The organism is Parabacteroides sp. 20_3, from assembly GCF_964238835.1.
Taxonomy (GTDB): domain Bacteria; phylum Bacteroidota; class Bacteroidia; order Bacteroidales; family Tannerellaceae; genus Parabacteroides; species Parabacteroides distasonis.
Genome location: NZ_CAXSNO010000003.1, coordinates 490595 through 516690 on the forward strand (window position 1 = coordinate 490595; position 26096 = coordinate 516690).

Consider the following 26096-nt stretch of genomic DNA (forward strand, 5'->3'; position numbering starts at 1 on the left):
GAAGCAAAGGAACAAATAATATTTCGTTTCTTCAAATTGAATCCATAAAAATATATACATTCGCGGCTTATAAGGTAAGAAAAATAACAAACTGAATTATAATGAGACGGATTACCCTGTTGCTCGTGGGGATGCTAGCCTTATTTTCTACGACAGCGCAAAGAAAAAACTTCACTTACAAATTCTACGGCTTCGTCCGTGGAGATCTTTTCTACAATTCCCGGGCTAATATGGCTCCGATCGATGGGAACTTTTATCTCTATCCTTTGGATAAGAGTTTTGATGCGGATGGCAAGGATTTGAACGCCACGCCGAATGGCAGTTTCTATACGTTCACTTCCCGCTTGGGCTTGGACGTGACGGGTCCCGATATCGGCAAGGCTCGTTCCTCCGCTAAGATAGAGACGGACTTTGGCGGTTTTTCCGGTAGTAATACGATGTTACGTATCCGGCAGGCATACGTAAACTTGGATTGGGGAAAATCGGCGGTATTAGTAGGGATCACGTGGCATCCCTTGTTTGGCGCCGTGATGCCGGATGTCTTGAATCTTTCCACCGGAGCGCCGTTCCAGCCTTTCAACCGTAGCCCTCAGATCCGTTACCAGTATAAGGCGAATAGCCGGGTACAATTGACGGCTTCCGTGTTGTGGCAATTACAATACCTTTCCAGCGGACCGAAAGGCATGAGCGAGGATTATATTAAGAATAGCTGCATTCCGGAGATGTTCGTGGGGGCGGATTTTACCCCTGCGGATGGTTGGTTGATGGGGCTCGGCGCTCATATGATCTCCTTGAAACCCCGTACTTCCACGGAATGGAAGGAGCAAACTTTTAAGGTGAACGAGCGAATGACCGCATTCTCTTACGAGGCACATTTGAAGTATAGCGGAAGAAACTATACCTTTGCGGCGAAAACCTTGATGGCCTCAGCCTTGGATCATACCGCTTTATTGGGCGGTTACGGGGTGAGCTCGGTGGACTCCCGTACGGGCGAGCAGGGATATACGCCTTTTCGCCATTCTACGACATGGGTGAATTTCGCCTACGGAACGAAATGGAGACCGGGAGTTTTCGTCGGATATACGAAGAATTTGGGAACCGGGAAGTCCTTGGTCTCAGCGGATAAGGTCTATGGTATGGGATTGGATATCGATCAATTAATAACCGTCAGCTTAAACGTATCGTATAATTTACCGCATTGGAAGTTCGGTTTCGAGTATTGTCCGGCGACAGCTTATTATGGCACGACCGACTTAGAGAGCGGACGTATCGAGCAAACACATGCGATAACGAATCATCGTATATTAGGTTTGATGATGTATTATTTTTAAAGATAGATTGACCGGAATGGAAATGAAACGCAACTTGCTTCTTTTGATCGGCCTATGTATGGCGGTATGCGTACAGGCGCAAAAGAAAAACTTCTCTTACAAATTTTACGGACAGGTACGTGGAGACTTGTTCTATAATTCCCGTGCGAACGCCGAGATCGTGGATGGTTTGTTCCACCTATATCCGAAGGACGTGGCGTTGGATGCGGATGGCAAGGACTTGAACGCTAGTCCGAACGGTAGTTTTTACCTGCTTTACTCCCGTTTGGGAATCGATGTACAAGGACCGAAGGTTGGTTCGGCCAAGACTTCCTTGAAACTGGAGGCCGATTTCCGGGGTTCGGGTAGCAATTGGGCGGTGCTTCGTATCCGTCATGCCTATGTGAATCTGGATTGGGGCAAGTCCGCTGTCTTGATCGGACAGACGTGGCATCCGCTATTTGGCGAGGTCTTTCCACAGATGTTGAATCTTTCTACCGGCGCCCCGTTCCAGCCCTTTAACCGCAGCCCGCAAATTCGTTATCGTTATACGGACAATGGATGGCAATTGACCGGGTCGGTTCTATGGCAGTTGCAATATCTATCGGCCGGCCCGAATGGAAAGAGTGAGGAATATATCAAGAATAGTTGCGTACCGGAAGTCTATCTCGGGGTGGATTATAAGAAACCCGGTTGGCAGGTAGGAGCCGGTATGGAAATCTTGTCGTTAGTGCCGAGAACGCAGAACGAGGTGGATGGCAAGATTTATAAAGTCAGCGAGCGGGTTACTTCCGTATCCGGCGAGGCGCACGTGAAATATCAGGATGCGAATTGGTTGGTGATGGCGAAAACATTGCTGGCTTCTAACTTGACGCAGACTTGTATGTTGGGTGGTTACGGCGTCACCTCTATCGACCCACGTACCGGCGAACAGGAATATTCACCGTATCTTTTCTCTACTTCTTGGCTGAATATCGTGTACGGAAAGAAATGGAAACCGGGTTTGTTCTTAGGCTATTTGAAGAACTTGGGAGCGAACGAGGCACTGGTAGGCAAAACCTATGGCGTAGGTCTGGACGTAGATCAGGTATTTACGACCAACCTGCAGCTTTCGTATAATCTTCCGCACTGGAAATTAGGTGTTGAATATAGCCCTTCCATCGCATGGTATGGCAATGTGGATTTGCAAGATGGCGGACGGATTCATGACACACATTCGATAACCAACCATCGGGTATTGGGCGTATTGATTTATACGTTTTGAGAAGGCATGAAGGAATTACGCTAAGCATAAAAAAGCGGGATAAGAGTATTCTCTTGATCCCGCTTCCACGTATATAGAATTTACAAAGTTGTCTGTTATTTGATATTACCCACCTTTAGCAAGTACTCGGCGATTTGTACGGCGTTCAAAGCGGCGCCTTTCTTGATCTGGTCGCTCACGGTCCAGAATGTCAAACCATTCGGGTTGCTGATATCCTTACGGATACGGCCTACGTAAACCGGATCGTGATCCGCTACGAACAACGGCATCGGATAATCCTTGTTTGCCGGTTCATCCTGCAATACCACACCCTCAGCCTCGGCGAAAGCCTTGCGAGCCTCTTCCACGCTGATCGGACGCTCTGTCTCTACCCAAGTAGATTCGCTATGCGCGCGCATAACCGGTACGCGAACACAAGTAGCGCTCACCTCGATATCCGAGTGCATGATCTTACGGGTCTCGTTATACATCTTCATCTCCTCTTTCGTATAGCCATTTTCCGTGAATACGTCTACGTGAGGGATTACGTTATATGCCAATTGATAAGCGAATTTCTCTACTGTAGGCTCCTCGCCCTTTAATAATTGCTCATATTGTTTTACCAACTCAGCCATAGCGGTAGCGCCCGCTCCACTGGCAGCTTGATAAGTAGATACGTGAACACGCTTGATATGAGATAAGTTCTCGATCGCCTTCAACGCTACAACCATCTGGATCGTGGTACAATTCGGGTTAGCGATCACGCCACGAGGACGATTCAAGGCATCCTCCGGGTTTACTTCCGGTACGACCAATGGAACATCCTCGTCCATACGGAACGCGCTGGAGTTATCGATCATCACCGTACCATGTTTCGTGATCGTCTTCTCAAATTCCTTGGAAGTACCACCTCCGGCTGAAACAAAAGCAACATCGATTCCCTTAAAGTCGTCGTTATGCTTCAGTTCCTTAACGGTATACTGTTTACCACGGAAGGTATAAACACGTCCGGCACTACGAGATGAGCCAAAAAGTACCAGCTCATCCATCGGGAAGTTTCTCTGGTCGAGTACACGCAGGAACTCCTGTCCTACGGCTCCACTTACACCAACAATTGCTACTTTCATTTTGAGCACTGATTTAATTTGAATAATGTAAAATAGTTATAACTTTGCTGTCTGTAAAGGGCTTTCATATTTTTGCCTTTTGCGCCCTATTATTTACAGTTGTAACTTATTAGGGTGCAAAGATAGAGAAATTTATAACTAAAACGATATAGCTATGAAACAATTATTATTAATTCTTGCGTTTTTACTTCCGCTTTGCGCTTATCCCCAGTTAAAAGAACCGTTTAATGGACCGGAGATTACATCGGATAACCCTTGGACGGGTGATTTAGATTGCTTTGTGATTGAGACCGGATGGCTGGTCTCACGTGCGGATCCTACCCGGAAAAGTGTTTCCATAGAAACTCCTCTCGTTTATTCCGCTACAATGGAATGGGAATTTGAGATTCGGATGGATTTCAAACCAAGCGATCAAAACCATATCCGGCTACATGTTTATTTAGATGATCAGAGGATGCTTGGATTAAAAAACGATTATTATGTCCAAATCGGCAGTAATAAGAAAACGATAACTTTTCGGAAATATACCGCAACGGAGAAGAATCCAAAGATCTTAATAGAGAAAGCGCTCGATGTCTTGTTGGGAGCCGTGGATTTGAAAGTGAAACTTACTTTAGAAAATCATAAGATATGGAACTTATATGTGCTAGAGAAGGGTAGGTTTGTCTTGATAGGGAGTTGTGAGTCTGAAGTTTCTTCTTCATGTAAAGGGGGACAACTACGTTTTGAATGCCGCTATTCTAAAACTCGAGTAAATGATTTTGCGTGTAACTACATCATTATATCCGATAATATATCGATCGAACCAGAGAAGCCGGATACTCCCGAAGAGCCAGAAGAACCCAATGAGCCCGATGAGCCGTTGGTTCTTCCGCGGCTTCTTGCTATCCAACCGATCACCGAGTCTGTTTTCCAATTACAATATAATCTTCCGGTGGATATCCGTGAGGCGATATTCTCTATATCGGGTATCGGTAATGCCTCTCGTATGACCTATGCGGATGATATGCGGATCCATGTGAATATCAGCTTTGATAAGGAGTTGAAGGTTGGTATGGGTTATGATTTGTTGTGCTCGGGGTTAATGGATCTTGAGGGAAATAAGATTCCGGAGAGTTCTACCGAGATTCGGTTAGAATATGAAGAAGAGCCCGACGCTCCGGAGGAACCAGAAGTGCCGGATACTCCTTCTTTCCCCGCCGGTAGTATCCGTATTAATGAGGTGATGGCTGATCCGAAAGGACAAAAGGCTTTTCCGGAAACGGAGTATGTGGAACTTTATAATACGACGGATAAGGCTATAGAGTTAAATGGTTGGTCATTCTTATATGGTAGTAAGCCTACGGTATTAACAGCTTTGCTTTTGGATGCGGATGGATATATCGTGCTTTATCGGTCCGGTAGGGATATACATATTGACGATTCGGGACAAGATATACCCTTGGATAAATTCCCGGCGTCTTTGGCGAACACGGGGAAGGAGCTTGCGTTATTAGATCCTTCCGGTAAGGAGATCGACCGGATTGCCTATGAGAAAGCGAAAGCCGGTATCGCTTGGGAACGTTCTGAAATCGGTTTTTATTTATCAACGGATGAGCGAGGAGGCACGCCGGGTTCCGCAAACTCTTCTCCTGACGATGAACCAGAAGATCCGGATCGTCCGGACACTCCCCATAAACCGGGTATCCCCACGGACATTATAGTCTTACCCAATGAGATCGTTTTTAATGAGTTGTTGCCGAATCCTTACCCGGAAGGGAGTGAGTATATCGAGCTTTATAATCGTTCGGACCGGACATTGTCTTTGGCTGGACTGTCTGTTGCTACCCGCAAATCCGATGGTACATTGAGTACGCATTATCCTTTATCTTCTATAGTCTCTCTGGTAGAACCACAAGATTATGCGTTGCTGACTAAAAGTATAGAAGGAGTGAGCGATTTTTATCTGATATCTTCGCCGGATGCTTTGCATGAATTAAAACTTCCGGTCTTGGCAAATACCTCCGCTACGCTAGTCCTGTTTCGTACGGAAGATGAGGTTATGATCGATGAGATTCGTTATTCCTCTAAATGGCATGCCCCATCCGTGAAAAATGAGAAGGGGATTGCCTTGGAGCGGATTAATCCTGATAGCGATACGCAGGATGAGATGAATTGGACTTCGGCTTCGGCCACGGCGGGATACGGTACGCCCGGCTATCGGAATTCCCAATATGGAAAGCAAGATGAAGGCGAGGTCACGGGCATAGAGTCTCCCGTTTATTCTGAGGCAACGAAGGAATATACGATCTCCTACCATCTTGATGAATCCGGCTATACCTGTAGGGCCTGGATATTTGATATCTCCGGAAGGCGTATCAGTGAGGTGGTAAATCATGACTTATTAGGGATAGAAGGTGAATTGGCTTGGAACGGCCTTGCGGTGAATGGTTCCAAGGTGAGAACAGGAGTCTATATTTTCTATGCGGAACTCGTTCATCCTCAAGGAAAAATTGAACGTTATAAAGAAGTTTTCCTAGTGAAATAGAATGGGATGTGAAATATAAATACTATTTTTGTCATGAGTGATTTTGAAAGAAGGAGAGAAAAGAATAAAGAGGCACGAGAGTTAGTGAAGATACGGAGGGAGAATATCGCGAAGTATTTCTTTGACCTGTCAAAGTTGACATTTGCGGCTTTAGTGTTGGGATTAGGTGGAGCTTTCTTTAATATAGGTAATTGGGAAAGGTTATCATATGTTGATACTATACCTTTGATCATTTGGTATATTTTTGGAGTTGGCTTAGTTGCTACCGTATGGTTCGCATATATTGGAAGTTTAATACTTAAAATAGATTAGTATGATAGTAGTGGCTGTGTTTTTTACAATTGTTGCTGCAATAGCAGGGAGTATCTTACTATTTCTTCACACTCCTCGCGGAAAGCGTTGGATAAGAGGTGATTAATAGACCGCTTTATACCACTCAAGATCCTTGTACCACTCATTTAGTTTGGGCAAGGCTTCTTGGGGGATGTAGATAGATAAGCCGCTATATTTATTGACCGGCAGATAGCTTCCATACGGATACGGATAAGCGTAAACCGCCTTGGGTGTAGTAGCCTTGTAAATAACCGCCTTTTCCATGCTCCGCTTGAATGCGTTATATTGCTCTTCCGTGGCCAGACGGCTCACGTAATCATCAAAATCATATAAGGCATGATAATTCGGCGTCAAATACTCCATGATCTGCAATTCGCTAACGGGTACGGCGAAAAGATCTCTTTCCGTCTTATCATGGAATAGGGTACGGCAAGTAGCAGCCAATTCATCCAACTCATCGCTTTTCATGACCGAGATCGTTCCTGCCTCACTTTGATAATACGTATAAAACTTTGTCGCTATCCCCACCACATCAGCTTCTTTCTTGAACATATCCCCCATTATCGATTGATAAGGGAAGCCGTTCGCCAATATCTCCGTTGGCGAGCCGATAATATAATCCGCACATCCCCGGAAAGCGTAAGCTACCTCGGCACACGACATATAACAAGCGTCGAACAAAATAAAATCAAAATGATACTTCGATAAAGCGGAGGCCAGATCATTGATCTCCATGAAATTATTTTTCCCGTCTTGCCCGAAGGAACGCAAATAACTATAGATATCAGAAGGCAGCCATCCTGTTCCGTGACTCCACAGCACCAACCCGTAACTATCCGCCGGATATTCCTTTTGTACCTTGTCGATTATTTGCGTCAGCGTCTCGGTAGAGGCCGAGTTCTGGTTCGAGTCGTAGGTCTCGAGCACGATCTGCCGGATGGTATCCGCTTCCAGCTTTAATTGAAAAAGCTGGGGAGCCTCGTTCTGCTTATCCGTATAGATCAACAAATTGCCGTTGTTCAATCCATCTCGCTCAATCCCTTCCTTTATCGCCCTCAGGTTTTGGCTCACGTATCCACTCAAGCTATTATCCCCCGCGAAATAGATAAGAACCGTACGAGGGGCGGTAGTAGGGATAACGACCTCCTCTTTATCGCAAGCGACAAACGAAAGGAGTGACAGGAAAAAAATCACGATATATTTAGCCTTCATGAGTCATATTCTGGATTTATTTTACAAAGATAACGTTTTTCATCCGTAAATCATGGATATTATATAAGTTAACGTACAAATGAACTGATAAATAATATTTATATTTGTACGGTTTTGTCTCTTAAATAAACAAACCTAATGAACCGGGAGATATGAATAAACTATATTTACTGTTAGTATTTCTTTTGTCAACCTTTATGGATATTCAAGGACAGGTCGTGGCCGTGAAGACCAATGTGCTTTATGATGCGATCACTACGCCGAACGTAGGGGCGGAGGTCGCGTTCAACAAGCATTGGTCGGTTGAGGCATCGGGGTATTATAACGGTTGGACATTCTCGAGCGATAAGTCCTTTAAGCATTGGATGATACAACCAGAGGCGCGCTACTGGATACACGAGCGTTTCAACGGACATTTCTTCGGGGTTCATGCCCAGTATATGGATTACGATTTCGCCGGTTTGAAGCTCCTGTATGGGATGGAGAAAAAGAATAGTTATAACGGTAACGCTTATGGCGGCGGTATCTCTTATGGTTATCAGTTATACGTGTCGCCCCGTTGGAACGTGGAGTTCACGGCGGGTTTCGGATACTTGCATTTCGAATATGATAAGTACGCTTTTCCTAGAGGAGATGCGCCTATCGGCAAGTTCCGCAACGAGTATTGGGGATTAACAAAGGCGGGTATCAGTATCGTTTACATCATCAAATAAAGAGATAAATCTATGAAGACATTCATTTATATATGCTTGCTTGTGATCGGCCTTGTTCTTCCGGCAGGAGCGCAGGTGCCTATACAATCTTACCGGGGGCAAGTCTCCGTGAAGCAAAACCGCATCGAGCGGGAGGGCAACTCCTTGCGTCTAGACCTAACGATCAGTGTCTGCGGACTCTCCGTGGGACGATATCAAACCCTGTCCTTGATGCCGATGTTGCGTAGCGACAGAGATTCCGTAGTCATGGCCCCGGTAGTACTAAACGGGGCAAACAAGCAAAAAATGTACGACCGTACCTTAGTTTTCGAAGGCAAGAAAGCCGCCGATGGCGACGCTTATACGGTAATCAAGAACACCCCGGAACTGATCAGGGAAATCCCCTATGAACTATCCATTCCATACCACCCATGGATGAAGAACGCCGCTCTGATCTTGGTTGGGGAGTTGGATAATTATGAAGGTGCGCCATTACGAACATTCGTAAACGTATTGACAGAACATTTGGACATTCCGTAAAATAGTTTTTAACGCATTCCGTTATCCTGCAAGTACTGTCGAATAAGCGTAGGCGTTAGACTTGGGTATGGGCTTGCGCCTGCAATGTGTTCTGTATCTTTCGCTATGTTTCGGTGTTGAAAAATAGCTCGATGCCATATTCGTACATTTCTTGTACTTCTGTGTCACTGGCTCTTTTCACGAAAGTTTCCCCATTCCTGAAGTCAACTAGGTAAATGGCAAGTTTGTCACTCGGTAATTCCAGAAAGTCGTTAACCACATAAGGACTGTGTGTCGTTATAAAAAACTAGTTTCTGTCCGATTGGATAATATCCTGCGTTACCTTTGATATGAAAGGAGGGTATGAGTGGGCTTCCGGTTCTTCAAAAACTAATGCGGACTCACTGTTACTTTCAATAGCCGCTTTGTAGAAAATCATACGCTGCAGGGTATCGGCTATGGAATGAAATGGAATTAAAAATATCTCTCCCGGTTTCTTTTCTTTCATTACTTTAATCTCCTGGCTATTGGTATCGAAGACATATTTCAAGCCATAGTCGTTGAAAATAGCTCTTAATTCTTCTTTCAACTTGGGCATCATGGAAACGATATTCATCAAATTGCTTCCTCCCGGAGGTAATAGGAAAGGGATCGGTAATTTCTCCTTATCGAATGCTGGTGGATAGAGATAGCATTTGAAAGGATTTGCAGGTTTTCATATTTTCGGATTATGTTAAAGATTCCATATTCTGAAAAACAATCTATCCATGTGTATGTTTTCTTTTAAAGAATATGAATCAATAATTTGATTATCATGAAGATTTTAATAATAGTTACTAGCACAGGGACTTTTGCCAATGGGAAACTCACGACCGGATTATGGCTTAGTGAGTTTACTCATATCTATCATAGTGCAAAAGAAAGCGGCTATGACATAACGGTAGCCAATCCGAAAGGAGGTTATACTCCCATTGATCCCGAAAGTTTAAAACCAATTTTTTTAGATGAAATGTCCGAAAAGTATTGGGAAAAGCCAGAATTCAAAAAGCTGTTGGATCATGCAAACAGTTTGGATAACCTGTTGGAACAACAGTTTGATTGTGTCTATTTAGCCGGCGGACACGGTGCGATGTATGACTTTCCTGACAATGAAGCTTTAAAGACTATCGTAAGGAAACAGGATGAAAGTGGGAGGATAGTGTCGGCCATCTGCCACGGGGTCAGTGGGTTGTTGAATGTCAAACTATCCAATGGCGAATATATGATTAAAGGCAAAAAGCTGACGGGATTCAGTTGGTTTGAGGAAAGTCTTGCCAGAAGAAAAGAAGACGTGCCTTTTGATCTTGAAGCGTTGTTGAAAGAGAGAGGAGCGGATTATGAAAAAGCATTGATACCTATGACTTCAAAAATAGTTGTAGATAATAATCTGATTACTGGGCAGGACCCGTTCAGTTCTAAAGAAATGGCGAAGGTCGTTATGCGGCAATTAAATAAAGCACAATAATAAATGGCTGAAGTAATCAGCTGGGAATAAATGTTTAATTCAAATCAGTATCATTATGAATTTAGATGAAGTCCTTCATCATCGTCGTTCTGTACGGGTGTATGATAAAGAAAAACCAATAGATACGGAAAAGGTAAAACATTGTTTGGAACTGGCTACATTGGCTCCTAACAGTTCTGATATGCAATTATGGGAATTTTACCATATTACAGAACCTGAATTATTGGCAAAAATTTCAAGGGACTGCCTTGGTCAGAAAGCGGCTTCTACCGCTTCACAAATTGTCATTTTTGTGGTTCGGCGTGACTGGTACAAGAAACATGCGCGATTCGTACTCAATTTTGAACGGGAGAACATTCGTCATTACAGTCCTAAAGAACGTCAGGACAAACGTATTAAGGATCGGGAAATATATTACGGTATATTGATGCCCTTTGTTTATGCCCGGTTCTTCGGTATTCTCGGATTGCTCAGGAAATTGTTGGCTAATATAATCAGTATTTTCCGTCCTATGATGCTTGAAGTTTCCGAGAATGACATACGTGTGACAGCCCATAAATCCTGTGCGCTTGCCGCACAAACGTTTATGATTGCGATGGCAAACGAAGGCTATGACACGTGTCCCTTAGAAGGGCTGGACAGCCGTCGGCTAAAAAGGACATTGAAACTACCTCATGGTGCTGAAATAAACATGGCTATTCCTTGTGGGATACGGGATGGAAATAAAGGCATTTGGGGAGAACGTTGCAGAGTACCTTTTGAAGATGTTTATCGTAAACTTTAAGGCCTCCTTTTTTAAGGCTGGAATTTTCACTCACAAATAAAAAGTACAAATATCAAGTATAAGTGGTAGATGTTGTAGATGTTCGCATGAGCCGTTAATTCCCTATCTCGCAAAAATAAGTGACTTGTATCCATTGGCCATTCTGAAAGTGGATAAGTTGAAGGACGGCCCGATGGCTGTTGATGGTGAGGTTGGCGGTAATCTGCTCCGTGGAGAATGAGTGGTGAGCGTATTTGGCAGTGTGGTTGATGATCTTGTTGGCATACGTCTCTTTTCCTTCCTTTTCCCACGTGAAGATAGCGCGATCGAAATCTAGCGTGAAACGATCATGGAAGGTGTTTCCTTTCCATGTCTGACCCAAGGGCTTGACGCCTTGTGGAGTATCAACGCATTCTGTTATCCGGCAAGTGTTGTCGGATAAATGTAGGTGATAGACTTGGGCATGGGCTTGCGTGGCAAGCAGGAGCCATAGCGACAAGACGGGTAACAGGAGGATCGTCTTCATTTAATGGATAAGGGCAACCTGTCTCCATCGGTTGCCGGGCTAAAAATACAGAAGCGTGGAAACTATTGATATTACCGTATTGAGGCTCTGGACGGCCCTATCCATGTAATAAACAATAGCCCACGCCATGCTGTTATATCGTCCAGAGCGATTACTGGTAAATATAGCACCGACGTGAGCGTTTATTGTCTATTATCCATGGATATGAAATTGTCCAGATTTCAATACGGGATAATATCTTTAAACGCTCTTCGTTAACTTATGTCCTCCTTCAGTGACCTACGCTTAGATATGAGGGATTATCGCAAATATAGGAAGAATAATTGATATCCGTATGCTATGTGGGGAGAAGTTTCCTCGCAGATTGACATTTTGACAAAATGTAAACGGAAGTCCGTGAGAGTCGATTATTTCGGGCGGATGTACGTCTCGCTTCCAAATACGCAAGAAAAAAACAGCAAAGGTTTGCCTTATAGCTACTTATCGAAAAATGGACTTTTATTCTAGCGAAATTAATTCATCATAATTCCTGTTTTGCCGGATGTTTGGGCGATTCCATAGGGTTACGATAGGGAAATCATTGGGTTACGACGCCGTTCTTAATAGGTTATAACCCTATTCTTGGCCGCTTACGATGCCTAACGCGACTATATGTGTTGCCTAACGCGACCTATTGTGTGTGAAAAGGGGTACTTTTGAGAGGTAAAAGGCGGTTTATGGGGATGCCTTTGGTGTTGTTTCGTGATTGTGGGGGGAAGGGATTGTTACGATATATGGCTTATATTGAGCAAAAAGATGGAATGGAACTTGTTTTGCTGATAAAAAGTCTTTGTGATTATCTTGTTGTAAGAGTAAAAGAAACTGCTTAAGTTGTTTCTATTATGAGGCTGTATCAAATAATACAATATGATAGTTATATTTGATGCAGCCTCATTGATTTATTTATTACTTATTAATTTCTGGTTTTTCCTCTGTAGTATCCCAAGGACTAACAGTTGCGCTTAGTTGAACATCGCTTAAGCTAACATCTATAGTGTAATTATATACTTTATTTTTGTCCCACTGTGTAACGGAACCATATTTAAGAGCTATGTCTTTTGCTTCGCCATTAAATGTGACAGATTCATTAAGATTACTATCTGTAGTTGTAACAGTATATGTAATAGCTACCTTTGCATTTTCTATTGATTGAGGTACCATTAAATATGCTTGATCAGCAGTAATAGTATTATTTAAATCTGTAGTTGAAGAAGTCCATGTTCCTGCTGCACAATCATATGTTCCACCGTTCTTGATGCCGGTTAACGTGATAGTATTGATAGTCACAGTACTTCCCTCTGCAATTGTTTGGGCTGAGAATTTGACTTTAGATAGGACGTGTTGAAAGGTAAGAGAAACTGTCTCTTTACTTTTATCATTAGCTACGGTTGACACTAAAAGATCTGTAACTCCATTCTCTGAAGAAGGTATAGTAAACTCTATTTTAGGTAAACCTGTTGATTGGTTTGTGAAGTCAGAACTTACAGATACTCCATTAGTTTCTGTAGGAAATGGGTAATATCCAATGAATGAAACTTTTTCAGCATTAGGCCAGTATTTAACAGGAGAATAGGTGTAATTTGTTCCATCAAAGGTTACTTCTTGATTAAACATAAAGTTTGGCGTGGCAGTAGCTTTGGAACTCTCCCATGTTGCATCTTTAGTGTGATAGGCAAAAACTCCGAATTTAGTATTGGCAGTTAAAGTATTTTCTTCTACTGCGGCTTTTGTCTGTTTCCCTACATAAGTAGTGAAATTAATCGCATTATCACTCTTAGCTACTAATGTGCCAACCTCGTCTTCGCTTGAGCAGCCCGCCAATACTACTAGGCTTAATGCTGCGATGAATAAATTTGTCTTCATAATGTTTAGTCTTTTAATGTTGTTTTATGTTGTTACTATTTATCATTCTATAGTTATGCGGGGATTACGATATTCGTCTCATCTCCCCAATTGTCTACTGTTGCGTCGAATCCCCCTTCGCCGCCATTCTTTTCCGGCTCCACGTTTGGCAGCTCCAAAGGAATATCCTCGGGAACTTCTTCCTTATCGGGATCAATTTTCGTACCCAGCACCACTTTCACCTCTTTCGTCTCATTATTGATCGCGGCACGTGGAGCTATATCATATTGCTTCGTAATGACCGTTTTGTTATCGACCAATAAGATGGAGAGCGTAAGCAAATTGCTGGTCTCGTCCGTGGCCTTCGATGTGACGTTCGGCCTGCCGAGTGTCAAGTAAGAGCCGGATAAGATACCGTCGGTCGTTGAGTTCTCGTGAAAGGTCTTTTCCGAGAAGTCCACGAGTTGCGTCGCTACGCTACTCCCGGTCTTTCTATCCGCTATCCAATATGTATCCGCCATCCCTTTAATCGATCCCCTCGCTGTCCGTACATTATGCAATCCTTTTATCTCTAAAGACAGATGAGCCGTAAAGATTACCTTCTCGGGCCGGCAAGCCAAGGAAAACTCCTTTCCCTCCTTAAGGTTCGCCCGTACCATCTCTTGCGTCACCTCAAAACCCTCCAATGTAGCTACCGCTAAAGGTTCCGGATCGTAGATCAGCCGCTCTCCCTCGGTGGGCGTGTACCAATCGCTATCCGTCGTCTTCATCACGATCCGCAGGGTGCTGTATTGATCTTGACCTTCGATCGTGAGATAACTGTATTCTTCGGCCGCTTGGTTAAATACCACTACGTTATAGATCCCTTTCCTCAATCGCACCTCGTCGCCCGTCACCGTGTTGGTAAGGAAACGGCTTGGCTCCCCTCCATCGACCGGGTAAAAGAGCGCGGTCATACCATCCGGGTCGATACCGCAAGGACCCCAATCTATGTCGAGGCGCACCGCGCAACGGTCTACATACTCGCCGATCATAGTCTCTTTCGAGCATCCCGCCAATCCCATGACAAGCGAGATCAAGATGATAAATAACCGGCTCTCTCTCATCGGATACTCGTTTTCTTTAGCCCGTTGATATTGTTTGCGATCCCTTTCCTTTCATTGCTTAGATTCAAGGAACTGTCCTTCGATAGGAAAAACGGCGACAAGGTCAATTCCTTATGCTTCTCCGTGTCCCCCTCAACCTCTACCGAACGGATCGTGGCGACATATAACGGGATCACCTCGTCTTGACATGCCTCCAGATCCTCTAGAGAGGAGATATATGCTTCCGCTTCCTCGAACTTCGACATATTACGAAAACCTATGTTTTTCGCGTCGTAATTGAAAACCAATACATTATATTTATCCGGTGGTAAGAACAGGGTGATGCCATTGGCGTTCCCATCCGTCTGTATCATCGGCCCGCCCTCCGACGGGTAGATACAATAGCGAAGTTTCTCCGGTACCGGGGAACCTGCTACCACGCTATCCCAACGAAGGGTGCAAGTGATGTAGCCCGTGCCTCTTTTCTCCGGTTCCTCGGATCTCTCGCAACTACATTCCAGCACCATGCCGATAATGAATAAAACTGCGATAGAGATCTTTAAGATAATACTTGTCTTATTGTACCTATACATTTTATTTATCTTTGAAAATCAATTATGATTGATCTTCTGGACGCAAATGTATAGGGAATGCTAAAGGGGAGAATTGTTATTTTTGTCCAAAGAGTTGCAAAAGTTGAGAGATTTAAAAAAAATCATTGAATATTATGTATTTTCATCCTTTAGAGAACGGACAGAGCGGGGAGATTGGCCGAAATTAGCCCTGCAGAAGTGCGAGAAGTTAGAAAGCGATTCAAAGCCATACTTGTAGCAAATCTCGGATATGGAAAGCTCTGTCATGATAAGGTCGTTATGAATGTCTTGGCATTTGCGTTTCAGCATCCATTGATAAGCGGGCTCTCCAAACGTATCCTTGAAGATACGGCGGAAGGTGGGTACGCTGTAGCCTCCCAATTGGGCGAAGGTCTCCACGTCTTTCGCCTTCTGGTAGTTCTGCATCACGAAATACTGGAAACTGTGGCTATACCGGTAAATCGGGGCGTAAAAGGCGGCTAGCTCCTTGATGGGGTAGTAGCAGTTCAGCAAGTAGACCATCTCCGAGCGTTTGGCTTGCATCAGTCCGGAGCATCTTAAATCATCGTTGAGGTAAAGCTTCATGCCCTCGATGAAGAGTTGTATCGGCGGGACCATCGTCATTACGATGGGCTGCTGGCGTTCGTTCTCCACGATGGAGATGCCTTTGTTGAAACGATTGTCGCATATGTTTTGCGGACGCTCGAAGAGATAGATGATACATTCGGTGTAGTCGAGTACCTTGCACTCCACTTTCGAGCCGATCGGTTGCAATACGAACTGTCCGCCCCGGAACGTGGTGTCCGGGTGCTCCTCGCTGTTCAGCCAGATCTCTCCCTTGACTAGGAAAAAGACCATGTTCTGCATGCATCTTGTCTGAGGGATCACGTACCCTTTCGGATAAAGACGATACTTGAATATGTCCCTCTGGTAGAAACTACAAGAGGAACAGTCGGTATATTTGGTGCAGCGATGGTCGGTTAACATAATTGGTGTCTTTATAATTTTACTTTCTTTGTCTTGCCCTCGCTCTCGTTGTGAAAGCGATCTACGGCGGTCACTACATAGCGATATTTTACCTTACCTTTCTCGTAAGGCATCAAGTAGCCGGTTTCCCGGGTGATAGCCACGATCTTCGAGGGATCGCTCGTGTCTATCGGCTCCTTGTCGTTAAAGCGATAGACCACGAAATAGGAGGCTAGCTCCGGATTCGTGGGGCTTTGCTCCGCTTGCCAATGTAACAAGAAGCCTTTAGGTGTCCATTCGGTCTTTAGCTTGCTTACGTCTTTTGGCGGACGGTTATGCATATGGGTATAGGCCGGGATAAGGGCCGGGTAACGGTGGTAGTTCCGTTTCAGGCTGTCGGCTACGCCCTTGTTGTTCCATAGAATCTCATTGGCGGGCCAGAAACAATTGCCGCTCACGTGAGGCAAGGCACGCTCGTAACGCATCTTGCGGGTTAATTGGTCCGCTTTCATGGTGCGGGCCACGTCTTGCCCGATATATAAATGACCTCCGTTGGCGTTTTTGTCCCACCATTTGATAAGCGTGATGTAATCTGCTGCCGGGTGTCCGATCTCCCAATAGATCTGGGGGATGTTATAATCGATCCAACCTTGCTGTACCCAATAGGTGATATCGGCGTAGAGGTCGTCGTAGTTTTGCAGACCGTTGGTATTGCTACCCGATCCGTCTGCGGTGCTTTTCTTGTTGCGGTAGATGCCGAAGGGACTGATACCGAAGCGTACCCAAGGCTTGGTGAGCAGGATGGTACGTTTCAATTCCCGGATCAGGGTATTCACGTTCTCCCGGCGCCAATCGTTCCTTTGCGCCTCGCTGTATCCTTTTCGCAAGCCGTATTTCCGGAAGCTGTTATCATCCGGGAAAGGCATACCCGCTGCGGGATAGGGATAGAAATAATCGTCCATATGGATAGCGTCCACGTCGTAACGGCCGACGATATCACGCACTACCCGGCAGATAAACTGACGGCTTTCCGGCAATCCCGGGTCGAAAAGGATTTGTTTATTATAGGTGACAAACCATTCGGGATGCTTATGATAGATGTGGGAATCGGCGAAACGGGTGTTTCCCGCCGTGCTCGCCCGGTAAGGATTCAACCAAGCGTGAAACTCCATGTTCCGTTTATGGCATTCTTGGATCAGGAAGGCCATCGGGTCGAACTCACCTGCCGGGGCTACGCCTTGCTCTCCGGTGAAGAAGCGGCTCCACGGCTCGATATCGGATTTATAGAAAGCGTCCGCCTCGGGGCGCACCTGAAAGATGATGGCGTTGATGCCGCATGCTTGCAGGTAATTAAGCTTGCGGATGAAGTCTTTTTTCATCCGGGCGGGAGTCATATCCTTGTATTCGCCTTGAAAAGCGGTCTGTATCCATGCTCCCCTAAACTCTCGCTTGGCCTCCTTGCCCGTACTCGTAGCCGGACGAGGCTTCTCGCGAACCGTAGAACATGAGGTTATCGCACAAAAGAGAATCGCTACTAAGAAGCGAAAATATTTAATATACATGGGTGCCTTGCTGTGTTTGTCTATGAAATTTTCAACAAATGTAGAAGATTCCCTGTAAATATGAAATATTTCACCCTTGTTATTTTATTTACTTGGCAGTAGAGACGAGGCACACCCTGTCTAACTGTGTGAATTAGTTCGATGAAGATAAGGCAGAATCGGTTAGTTTTGGCTATCTTTGCGTTAAAGAAAAAGATAAAGGTAATATGTCTGAGAGCAATTCGATTTTCATCAAGGGGGCACGTGTCAACAACTTGAAAAATATAGATGTAGAGATTCCGAGGGACAAGCTGGTGGTGATAACCGGGCTGTCGGGGAGTGGAAAATCATCGTTGGCGTTCGATACCCTTTATGCGGAGGGACAGCGTCGGTATGTAGAGAGTTTATCCGCTTACGCCCGCCAGTTCTTGGGGAGGATGAGTAAGCCGGAATGCGACTATATTAAGGGAATACCGCCGGCTATCGCTATCGAGCAGAAGGTGAATACCCGTAATCCGCGTTCCACGGTCGGTACATCTACCGAGATTTATGAGTATTTACGCTTGTTATATGCTCGCGTCGGGAAGACGATATCGCCGGTTTCCGGCACCGAGGTGAAAAAACATCAGGTGAGCGATATTGTCAAGGAGGTCATGCGATACCCCGAGGGGACTCGTTTTGCCGTATTCGCCCCGGTTGTCTTGCCGGAAGGCCGGGATATGAAGGAACAGCTGGAGATCTTGCGGAAAGAAGGATATGCCCGTCTGTCGGTGAATGATACGGTATATCGTATCTCGGAGGTACTGGCCAGCGAGGAGTTACTGTCTTACCCGATCGAGTTGTTGGTGGACCGCCTGACGGTATCGGACGATAAGACCTTGAAAAGCCGTTTGGCGGATTCGGCCGAGACCGCTTTCTTTGAGGGCCATGGTACCTGTTTGATCCGTATTTATACGGAGGAAGGGGTAGTCGTGAAGGAATTCTCGAAGAAGTTTGAGGCGGATGGCATGATATTCGAGGAGCCTACCGATATGATGTTTAGCTTTAATAATCCGTTGGGCGCTTGTCCGACTTGTGAGGGGTTCGGTAAGGTGCTGGGCATCGATGAGAATCTGGTGGTGCCCGATAAAAGTTTGTCTGTCTACCAAGGAGCCGTGGTTTGCTGGAAAGGTGAGGTGATGGGGGAATGGCTGAAAGACTTTATCGTGAAGAGCGAGAAATATAACTTCCCGATCCACCGCCCGTATTACGACTTGACACAGAAAGAGAAAGATTTGTTGTGGCATGGGGCGAGAGGTTTACACGGCATCGACGATTTTTTTAAGTTCGTGGAAGAGAATCTTTATAAGATACAATACAGGGTGATGCAAGCCCGCTATCGGGGAAAGACGACTTGCCCGGTTTGTAAGGGGAGTCGCTTGAGGCCGGAAGCGCTGTATGTGCAAGTGGGTGGTAAGAATATCGCCGAGCTGGTAACGATGCCGGTTTCGGAGGCAAAGGCTTTCTTTGATCAACTGGAACTAGACGAGACGGATGCGGCGATCGCTAAACGTTTGCTCACGGAAATCAATAATCGCTTGCAATTCCTGTTGGATGTGGGGTTGGGTTATCTGGCTTTAGATCGCCTCTCGGCCTCTTTATCCGGAGGAGAGAGCCAACGTATCAATCTGGCTACCTCGTTGGGTAGTAGCTTGGTGGGTTCGTTGTATATTTTGGATGAGCCGAGTATCGGTCTGCATTCCCGGGATACGGATTTGTTGATCAAGGTATTGCGACAGTTGCAAGCCTTGGGGAATACCGTGGTCGTGGTGGAGCATGATGAGGAGATTATCCGTGCGGCGGATTATATCATCGATATCGGTCCGAAAGCAGGGCGTTTGGGGGGCGAGGTCGTTTATCAAGGCGATGTGAATAACCTCCGGAAATGTACCGATAGCCACACGGTACGTTATTTGACGGGAGAGGATCAGATCGAGATCCCGCCTTATCGGCGTCCGTGGAATAATTATATAGAAGTGACAGGGGCTCGGAAGAATAACTTAAAGGGTGTGGACGTGAAGTTTCCTTTGAACGTGATGACGGTGGTTACCGGTGTGAGCGGTTCGGGTAAAAGCTCCTTGGTTCGTGATATCTTCTACGAGGGCGTGAAACGTCATTTGGATGATGCCGCCCGCCTGACCGTGGATTGCTCCGGTATCAGTGGAGATTTGAATATGATTCAGGCGATCGAGTTCGTAGACCAGAACTCGATCGGAAAGAGTTCTCGCTCGAACCCCGTGACGTATATCGGTGCTTACGACGAGATCCGTAAACTATTCGGCGAGCAGCCCCTAGCGAAACAGATGGGATATAACGCCGCCTATTTCTCCTTTAATAAAGAAGGAGGTCGCTGCGAGGAATGTAAGGGCGAGGGCAAGATCACGGTAGAGATGCAGTTTATGGCGGATATCACCTTGGAATGCGAGGCTTGCCACGGTAAACGCTTCAAGCAGGATGTATTGGATGTAGAGTATCAAGGCGCTAACATATACGATGTGTTGGAAATGACCGTGAATCAAGCGATCGAGTTCTTCGAGAAAGGTTCCGGCTCCCAAGAAAAGAAGATCGTGAAACGCTTGAAACCGCTGCAAGACGTGGGCTTGGGCTATATCAAGCTGGGACAGACTTCCTCCACTTTATCCGGTGGTGAGAACCAACGTGTGAAACTGGCTTATTACTTAGGCCAAGAGAAGCAGCAACCTACCTTGTTCGTTTTCGACGAGCCTACGACCGGTTTACATTTTCATGATATCAAGACTTTGTTGAAAGCTTTCAATGCCTTGATCGAGAAAGGTCACTCCGTGGTAATTATCGAGCATAATATGGATGTGATCAAATGTGCGGATTATGTGATCGATTTAGGACCGGAAGGCGGAAAGGCCGGCGGACAGCTGGTTTGTGCCGGCACACCGGAGGAGATAGCGGCTTGCGAGGCATCCTATACCGGTAGGTTTTTAAGGGATAAGTTATAAAGAGACGATATAAAGACAAATGTAAATAGCTCCTGCCCGAATATTCGGATAGGAGCTATTTCTTTTAAGAAGAATGGGAGCATTCCCATTAATATCCTGGGTTTTGCTCGATGATTCCATTTTTCGCAAGGTCTATAACCGCTTGCGGTATCGGGCCGTATTCGTGGGTCCCTTTGATGAAACGGGCATTTTGGAGATGAGAGCGGAATGTCTTCTCATGCTCGAAATAAGTGTTCATCACGTCTGAGGCGATTCCCCAACGGACTAGATCAAAGAAACGTTCACCTTCTAAGGCGAATTCCAGACGTCGTTCGGTACGTAAGGCTCGGATCGCCTCCTCTTTGTCGGAAAATGACGGATATAATCCGATCCGGTATTTGGCGGCATCCGCTGTCCCGTCAGCGGTTTTTACGGTCTGGCTGTTCATGGCACGCTCGCGAACTTGGTTGATGTATTTCAATCCGGTAGCCAAATCGCCTAGTTCGATAGCAGCTTCGGCACGCCACAATAACACGTCCGCATATCGAATAATATAAACATTCAATGCGTTTACGTATGGCCAGATAGCCAAATAGTAACTTGAGTTCTTGGAGACAATACGTTTTTTCGGGCTATACGGACCGTAAACCGTAGCCTCACGAGGAGTCCAGTCATAGAGTTGGACATCTAGGAACATGATTCCGGGGCGGGCTACCGTGTGGTCTAGGCGGGTGTCTACATAATCATTTTCCGAAACGTCTATGCCGTCTTCCAAAGGCAAGCCGTTGGAGTCGGTCTTATAAGCGTTTACTAGGTTTTGGGAAGGACGAAGGAAACCATAGTTGGGATAAGGGCCTCCCGGAGGTAACAAACGGTCGCCCGGATTTCCGTTGTAGTTGTTCGGGGAGCCATCGTTGATAGAGGCTTGGACTGAAAATAAAATTTCAGGGCAGTTGTCATTTTCCGGCAAGAAGATATTCCGGAAGTCGGGGAGTAGCTGGTATTTGCCGGAATTGATCACCTCATCCGTCGCTGTAGCGCATTCCTGCCATTTGCCTTGGAACAAGTAAACTTTAGCCATATAAGCCCGGGCCGTCATCTTGCATGGACGTGCCACATCCGGCTGGGAATCCGGGAGACCTTCGTAGGCGGCCTTAAAATCATTCAGTATCTTCTCCCATAATTGATCGGATGTATACTCCTTATTCGAGATAGAGGCGAACGCAGAAGGATCGCTGACACTCTCGTCGAAATATGGGATCTGGTTATAGATGATCTTTAAGTTGAAATAGAAATGGGCACGCAGGAAACGCATCTCGGCGATACGGGTCTCCTTTTTATCATAATCGCTGCCTTTGAGGATACGGATCGCTTGGTTACAGCGGTTCACGCCCTCGTATAAGGCTAGCCATTTCCGATTGTAATCTTGGATAGTCGGGTCGATATGGAAGATTTCCATCAAGTGAACCGGGTTCTGGTCTCCCGTACCACCTCCGCCTTTGTAGGTATCGTCTGAGATCACATCGCCAAATTGCCAGTTGGAGCATCCTGAATTCAAGCCGGAGCTGGCATCGTCCATCTGGCCGTCTAGGATGGAATAGGCGGAGATAATCAATCCCTCGATGTTATTGGGATCTTGTGCTTGTTCGGGAGTCAGTTCGCCTACAGGTGTCTCTTCCAGAAAATCGCTGCATGATGTCAATGCGAATACGGCACAGGCCGCTATAATCATTTTCTTCATATTCTAGTTTGTTGTTGTTTGATGATTAAAAACTTACGTTTACTCCAAAGGTGAAGGTGCGGGATAACGGATAGATGCCGCGGTCCACACCCATATCTAGGTTACGGTAGTCACTGGAGTAACTTTGTAATCCCACTTCCGGATCGATACCGTCGTATCCTGTGATCGTGAATAAGTTAGTTGCTTGCGCATAGATATACAAGCTATTGAACTTAATCTTGGATAGGATGGACTGAGGTACGGAATAACCGATTTTCATGTTCTTTAAGCGAACGAAAGAAGCGTCTTGCACATAGTAAGACGAGGGCCGGATGTTATTGTTCGGATCGTCCATGGTGACACGGGGTATGTCCGTATTCGTGTTGGTTGGTGTCCATGCATTAACGACACGGCTGTTTTTGTTGTATTGCGATTGATTGTAGAAATCACCCACATAACGGGTCAAGTCGTATACATCGTTTCCGAACATTCCCTGAAAGAATAGACTGAGGTCAAAATTATGGAAGTTGACTCCTAATGTAAGGCCTGCTGTGACATCGGGGAGCGGGTTACCGATATAGTCACGGTCGTTACCGTCTATTACGCCATCTCCGTTTACGTCTACGAACTTGATATCACCCGGTTTTGCGTTAGGTTGGAGTAGTTCGCCTTTATTATTGGTATATGATTTGATCTCCGCCTCGCTCTGGAATAAACCGTCTTCTTTATAAGCGTAGAAAGAGCCGATTGGTTGACCGATGGCGGAACGAGAAACCTCTTGATCGAAGTTGAGGGAGTGAATCACACTGGTAGGCAGTCCGATATAGGAGACATCACCGTCTAATTCCGTCATCTTGTTCTTGATAGCGGACATATTGAAGGCGACATTGAACCCGAAATCTTTATTGATGCTCTTATTGTAGCTGACCTCAGCTTCGAAACCCCGGTTACGCATTTTCCCGACATTGTCCCATACCGTTTGGTTTGTACCCCCCACGGTACCGATCAAGGGACGCTCCCATAATAAGTCCTTGGTATCTTTGTTAAACCAATCCAGCACAACGGTTAGGCTGTTATCTAGGAAGCCTAGATCCAGCCCGACATTAGTTTGCGTGGTGGTCTCCCATTTCAAGTTTGCGTTACCGTAACGGGTTTGGGTGTATCCGGTTGTCACGGAACTTTGGCTACCGTCGATCGGATAGTTGGAGTGGTTCGGATTACTCATGTAAGAATCGATCGTGGAATAAGCCGGGATATCAGAGTTGCCGTTTTGTCCCCAACCTATGCGGACTTTCATGTTGCTGATAGCCGGAATATCATAAAACGGTTCGCTACTGATACGCCAGCCTGCGGAGACAGCCGGGAAATTACCCCATTTATTGTTACCAAGTTTAGAAGATCCGTCACGTCGGAACGTGGCTGCGAATAAGTAGCGGTTGTCGAAATTATAATCAATTTTACCGAAATAAGACATCATCTTGGAAGTAAAGGCAGAACCTGCGTTCTTCTGGGAGCCGCTATCGCCCGCATCGAGGAAATGGAAGTTATCGTCATCCGAGGCAAAGCCTTCACGGGAGGCGGAGAAATATTCCTCTTGATAACGGTTTGTCTCGATACCTAATAAGGCTCCGATCGTATGTTTATCGAATGTCCGTAAATAGTTTAACGTGTTCGTGAATACCCAATTGAAGTTCCAACGGTTTTGCGTGCTCAACGTACTCAAGGGTTGCTGGGTGTTCAATTCGTTGTATTTGGCCTTGAAGCTTCGTTTATACAGGTTTTTGTAATCCGCTCCGAAGTTGGTCTTGAAATAAAGTCCCTCTAGGATATTCAGTTCGGCGAATAGATTACCGAATAGACGGGTGGTACGATCTTTATTATCCTTATTACGGTATAATTCGCCTAACGGGTTGGAGATGTCGGCGATCGGGTTGCTGCCGAAATTCCCGTCCAGATCGTAAACAGGGGTAATGGATACGGTCTTATAGGCGTTGTATAACATACCTCCCAGTGCGGCGTTATTGGTGACCGAGGTTCCCCACGCATGTGATAATGTGGCGTTCTCACCGATTTTCAAACGATCGTTGAAGAGCTTGAACTCATTGTTGAAACGTCCGGATATACGTTCGAAACCAGTATATTTCATAAGACCGTCTTGGTTGAAATAGCCTAGGGAGAACAAGTGGCTGCTAACTTTATCTGCTTTCGCCAGAGAGAGGTTATAGGACTGGACCATGGCTTTTTGCATGATCTCGTCAACCCAATCCACGTCTCCCGAGGGAAGGCGGTGATCTGCGTCAAGGAATTCCGGAATTACGGCGGTCTCGCCGGAGCCATACACGTCGCTTACTGGTGATTTCCCGTCGTTACGCTGTGCCTGCCATAATAAGTCGCCATATTCTTGGGCGTTTAGCATACGCATCTGTTTTGCCGAGGTTTGTACACCCACGTAAGCGTCTAGGTTTACCCGGAAAGTACCTTCCTTCCCTTTTTTTGTACTGATGATAACCACGCCGTTTGCCGCACGTGCGCCATAGATGGAAGCAGAAGAAGCATCTTTCAATACCTGCATACTTTCGATATCATTCGGGTTGAGAAAATTGATGCCGCCCTCTACTGGCACGCCATCGATGATATAAAGCGGATCATTGTTACGGATCGTGCTGAAACCGCGTACACGTACCGCTACGCCTCCGCCGGGCATATTATCCGGGATTACGTTTACGCCGGACAATTTACCTTGCATCATTTGATCTACACTGGATACCGGGGTATCTTTCAGGTCGCCTACCTCCAGTACGGAAACAGCACCGGTAAGGTCTTTTTTCTTCTGTACACTATAACCTACCACGATAACCTCGTCTAGGTTCTGGGTGTCATCCTGCAATTGGATCGTGAGGGGAGAACCATTCCCGGCTGGAATCTCCTTGGTGTTATAACCGATATAAGTAACGACCAATATGCTTTGCTTGTTTTGCAGCGAGAGAGAAAATTTGCCGTCAAAATCGGTTACGGCTCCATTTGTAGTCCCTTTCTCAATCACGTTAGCCCCGATAATTGGTTCTCCGTTCGTATCGGTGACTACGCCACTTACCGTGAATGTCTGTTGAGTGATCGTCATTCGTCCAGTAACGTTTGGCAGATCCTCCGCCGGTGCCGCATTGATTGGCTGTAAGTATGCTACGCCTAGCAAAAGAGCGGGAATCGCCATCGTAAAGTAATTTCTGTTGTCCATCCTTTTGTCCTTAAAATATATTAGAATTAATCTATTTTTTCAGAACGCAAAGGACGTGTGATTATATTACGATGATATGTCTATGTTATTAAAAATATGTTCACGATTGTATTGCCTTTCAGGGATATGACGATTAGGCTACGATTACAAAAATGATATTGGCTGTCTTTTGCGTATTGGTTAATGACGTTTTAGTACTAGTGAATAAAATGTAAGAATTATGAAAGTAACTCATTTTAAGAAAGTAAGCGAAACAAGTGGTGTGTGTGTCCTGTTAAGATTGTACTTATTTATAATCGAATAATTTATACTGTGCGTAGTCTTTACGA

Annotated in this window: 20 protein-coding genes; 9 read left to right on the forward strand and 11 right to left on the reverse strand. The window is 45.6% G+C overall.

Annotated elements, in window-relative coordinates; genetic code table 11:
* Nucleotides 1–101 precede the first annotated feature (101 nt).
* Both ACESPU_RS08795 and ACESPU_RS08800 read left to right on the forward strand, forming a co-directional pair.
* Nucleotides 102–1331: a DcaP family trimeric outer membrane transporter gene (locus ACESPU_RS08795; protein WP_005859945.1), complete on the forward strand. Its 1230-nt coding sequence runs from the start codon at nucleotides 102–104 to the stop codon at nucleotides 1329–1331.
* Nucleotides 1332–1353: 22 nt separating this feature from the next.
* Nucleotides 1354–2574: a DcaP family trimeric outer membrane transporter gene (locus ACESPU_RS08800; protein WP_034530824.1), complete on the forward strand. Its 1221-nt coding sequence runs from the start codon at nucleotides 1354–1356 to the stop codon at nucleotides 2572–2574.
* A gap of 95 nt (nucleotides 2575–2669) precedes the next feature.
* Here ACESPU_RS08800 and ACESPU_RS08805 read toward each other — a convergent pair whose 3' ends face one another.
* Nucleotides 2670–3680, reverse strand: coding sequence for an aspartate-semialdehyde dehydrogenase (locus tag ACESPU_RS08805; RefSeq protein WP_005859941.1), 1011 nt, complete (start codon nucleotides 3678–3680; stop codon nucleotides 2670–2672).
* A gap of 154 nt (nucleotides 3681–3834) precedes the next feature.
* Between ACESPU_RS08805 and ACESPU_RS08810 the strand changes: the two genes are divergently transcribed.
* Both ACESPU_RS08810 and ACESPU_RS08815 read left to right on the forward strand, forming a co-directional pair.
* Nucleotides 3835–6207 (forward strand): lamin tail domain-containing protein, encoded by a 2373-nt coding sequence (locus ACESPU_RS08810; protein WP_158532909.1) that lies wholly within the window; start codon nucleotides 3835–3837, stop codon nucleotides 6205–6207.
* A gap of 33 nt (nucleotides 6208–6240) precedes the next feature.
* Nucleotides 6241–6519 (forward strand): hypothetical protein, encoded by a 279-nt coding sequence (locus tag ACESPU_RS08815; protein WP_048927034.1) that lies wholly within the window; start codon nucleotides 6241–6243, stop codon nucleotides 6517–6519.
* Between the two features lie 102 nt (nucleotides 6520–6621).
* Here ACESPU_RS08815 and ACESPU_RS08820 read toward each other — a convergent pair whose 3' ends face one another.
* Entirely contained in the window at nucleotides 6622–7752 is a 1131-nt protein-coding gene (locus tag ACESPU_RS08820) for a clostripain-related cysteine peptidase (protein WP_048927035.1), read from the reverse strand.
* Between the two features lie 152 nt (nucleotides 7753–7904).
* On the opposite strand from ACESPU_RS08820, the gene ACESPU_RS08825 reads away from it, so the two are divergent.
* Together ACESPU_RS08825 and ACESPU_RS08830 are read left to right on the forward strand one after the other, a co-directional pair.
* Nucleotides 7905–8465, forward strand: coding sequence for a DUF3575 domain-containing protein (locus tag ACESPU_RS08825; protein WP_005863367.1), 561 nt, complete (start codon nucleotides 7905–7907; stop codon nucleotides 8463–8465).
* 12 nt (nucleotides 8466–8477) lie between these two features.
* Entirely contained in the window at nucleotides 8478–8984 is a 507-nt protein-coding gene (locus ACESPU_RS08830; protein ID WP_121956061.1) for a DUF3868 domain-containing protein, read from the forward strand.
* 286 nt (nucleotides 8985–9270) lie between these two features.
* Here ACESPU_RS08830 and ACESPU_RS08835 read toward each other — a convergent pair whose 3' ends face one another.
* The gene (locus ACESPU_RS08835) at nucleotides 9271–9552 is read right to left on the reverse strand and encodes a hypothetical protein (protein WP_227154242.1); all 282 of its coding nucleotides are present in this window, start codon (nucleotides 9550–9552) and stop codon (nucleotides 9271–9273) included.
* Between the two features lie 225 nt (nucleotides 9553–9777).
* Between ACESPU_RS08835 and ACESPU_RS08840 the strand changes: the two genes are divergently transcribed.
* Both ACESPU_RS08840 and ACESPU_RS08845 read left to right on the forward strand, forming a co-directional pair.
* Nucleotides 9778–10467: a type 1 glutamine amidotransferase domain-containing protein gene (locus ACESPU_RS08840; RefSeq protein WP_158532908.1), complete on the forward strand. Its 690-nt coding sequence runs from the start codon at nucleotides 9778–9780 to the stop codon at nucleotides 10465–10467.
* Between the two features lie 55 nt (nucleotides 10468–10522).
* Nucleotides 10523–11251: a nitroreductase family protein gene (locus ACESPU_RS08845; RefSeq protein ID WP_057326109.1), complete on the forward strand. Its 729-nt coding sequence runs from the start codon at nucleotides 10523–10525 to the stop codon at nucleotides 11249–11251.
* A 94-nt stretch (nucleotides 11252–11345) separates the two neighbouring features.
* Here ACESPU_RS08845 and ACESPU_RS08850 read toward each other — a convergent pair whose 3' ends face one another.
* The 6 genes from ACESPU_RS08850 to ACESPU_RS08875 form a co-directional block, all read right to left on the reverse strand.
* Nucleotides 11346–11756, reverse strand: a complete 411-nt coding sequence (locus ACESPU_RS08850; RefSeq protein WP_005863355.1) for a hypothetical protein — start codon at nucleotides 11754–11756, stop codon at nucleotides 11346–11348.
* Between the two features lie 945 nt (nucleotides 11757–12701).
* Nucleotides 12702–13658, reverse strand: a complete 957-nt coding sequence (locus ACESPU_RS08855) for a fimbrillin family protein (protein ID WP_057319154.1) — start codon at nucleotides 13656–13658, stop codon at nucleotides 12702–12704.
* 53 nt (nucleotides 13659–13711) lie between these two features.
* On the reverse strand, nucleotides 13712–14743 hold the full coding sequence (locus tag ACESPU_RS08860; RefSeq protein WP_057326111.1) for a DUF5119 domain-containing protein: 1032 nt from the start codon (nucleotides 14741–14743) through the stop codon (nucleotides 13712–13714).
* The gene (locus ACESPU_RS08865) at nucleotides 14740–15315 is read right to left on the reverse strand and encodes a DUF5119 domain-containing protein (protein ID WP_009275253.1); all 576 of its coding nucleotides are present in this window, start codon (nucleotides 15313–15315) and stop codon (nucleotides 14740–14742) included. The genes ACESPU_RS08860 and ACESPU_RS08865 overlap by 4 nt, the downstream gene beginning before the upstream one ends.
* Before the next feature lie 132 nt (nucleotides 15316–15447).
* Complete coding sequence (locus ACESPU_RS08870) at nucleotides 15448–16302, reverse strand: helix-turn-helix transcriptional regulator (protein ID WP_005859912.1); 855 nt, start codon at nucleotides 16300–16302, stop codon at nucleotides 15448–15450.
* Nucleotides 16303–16313: 11 nt separating this feature from the next.
* Nucleotides 16314–17843 carry a glycoside hydrolase family 10 protein gene (locus tag ACESPU_RS08875; protein WP_005859910.1) on the reverse strand — a complete coding sequence of 510 codons (1530 nt, stop codon included), beginning with the start codon at nucleotides 17841–17843 and terminating at the stop codon, nucleotides 16314–16316.
* A 206-nt stretch (nucleotides 17844–18049) separates the two neighbouring features.
* On the opposite strand from ACESPU_RS08875, the gene uvrA reads away from it, so the two are divergent.
* Entirely contained in the window at nucleotides 18050–20833 is a 2784-nt protein-coding gene (gene uvrA / locus ACESPU_RS08880; RefSeq protein ID WP_005863345.1) for an excinuclease ABC subunit UvrA, read from the forward strand.
* Nucleotides 20834–20921: 88 nt separating this feature from the next.
* Here uvrA and ACESPU_RS08885 read toward each other — a convergent pair whose 3' ends face one another.
* Together ACESPU_RS08885 and ACESPU_RS08890 are read right to left on the reverse strand one after the other, a co-directional pair.
* On the reverse strand, nucleotides 20922–22553 hold the full coding sequence (locus tag ACESPU_RS08885) for a RagB/SusD family nutrient uptake outer membrane protein (RefSeq protein ID WP_048927038.1): 1632 nt from the start codon (nucleotides 22551–22553) through the stop codon (nucleotides 20922–20924).
* A 25-nt stretch (nucleotides 22554–22578) separates the two neighbouring features.
* Nucleotides 22579–25767, reverse strand: a complete 3189-nt coding sequence (locus ACESPU_RS08890; protein ID WP_005863341.1) for a TonB-dependent receptor — start codon at nucleotides 25765–25767, stop codon at nucleotides 22579–22581.
* Between the last annotated feature and the right edge of the window lie 329 nt (nucleotides 25768–26096).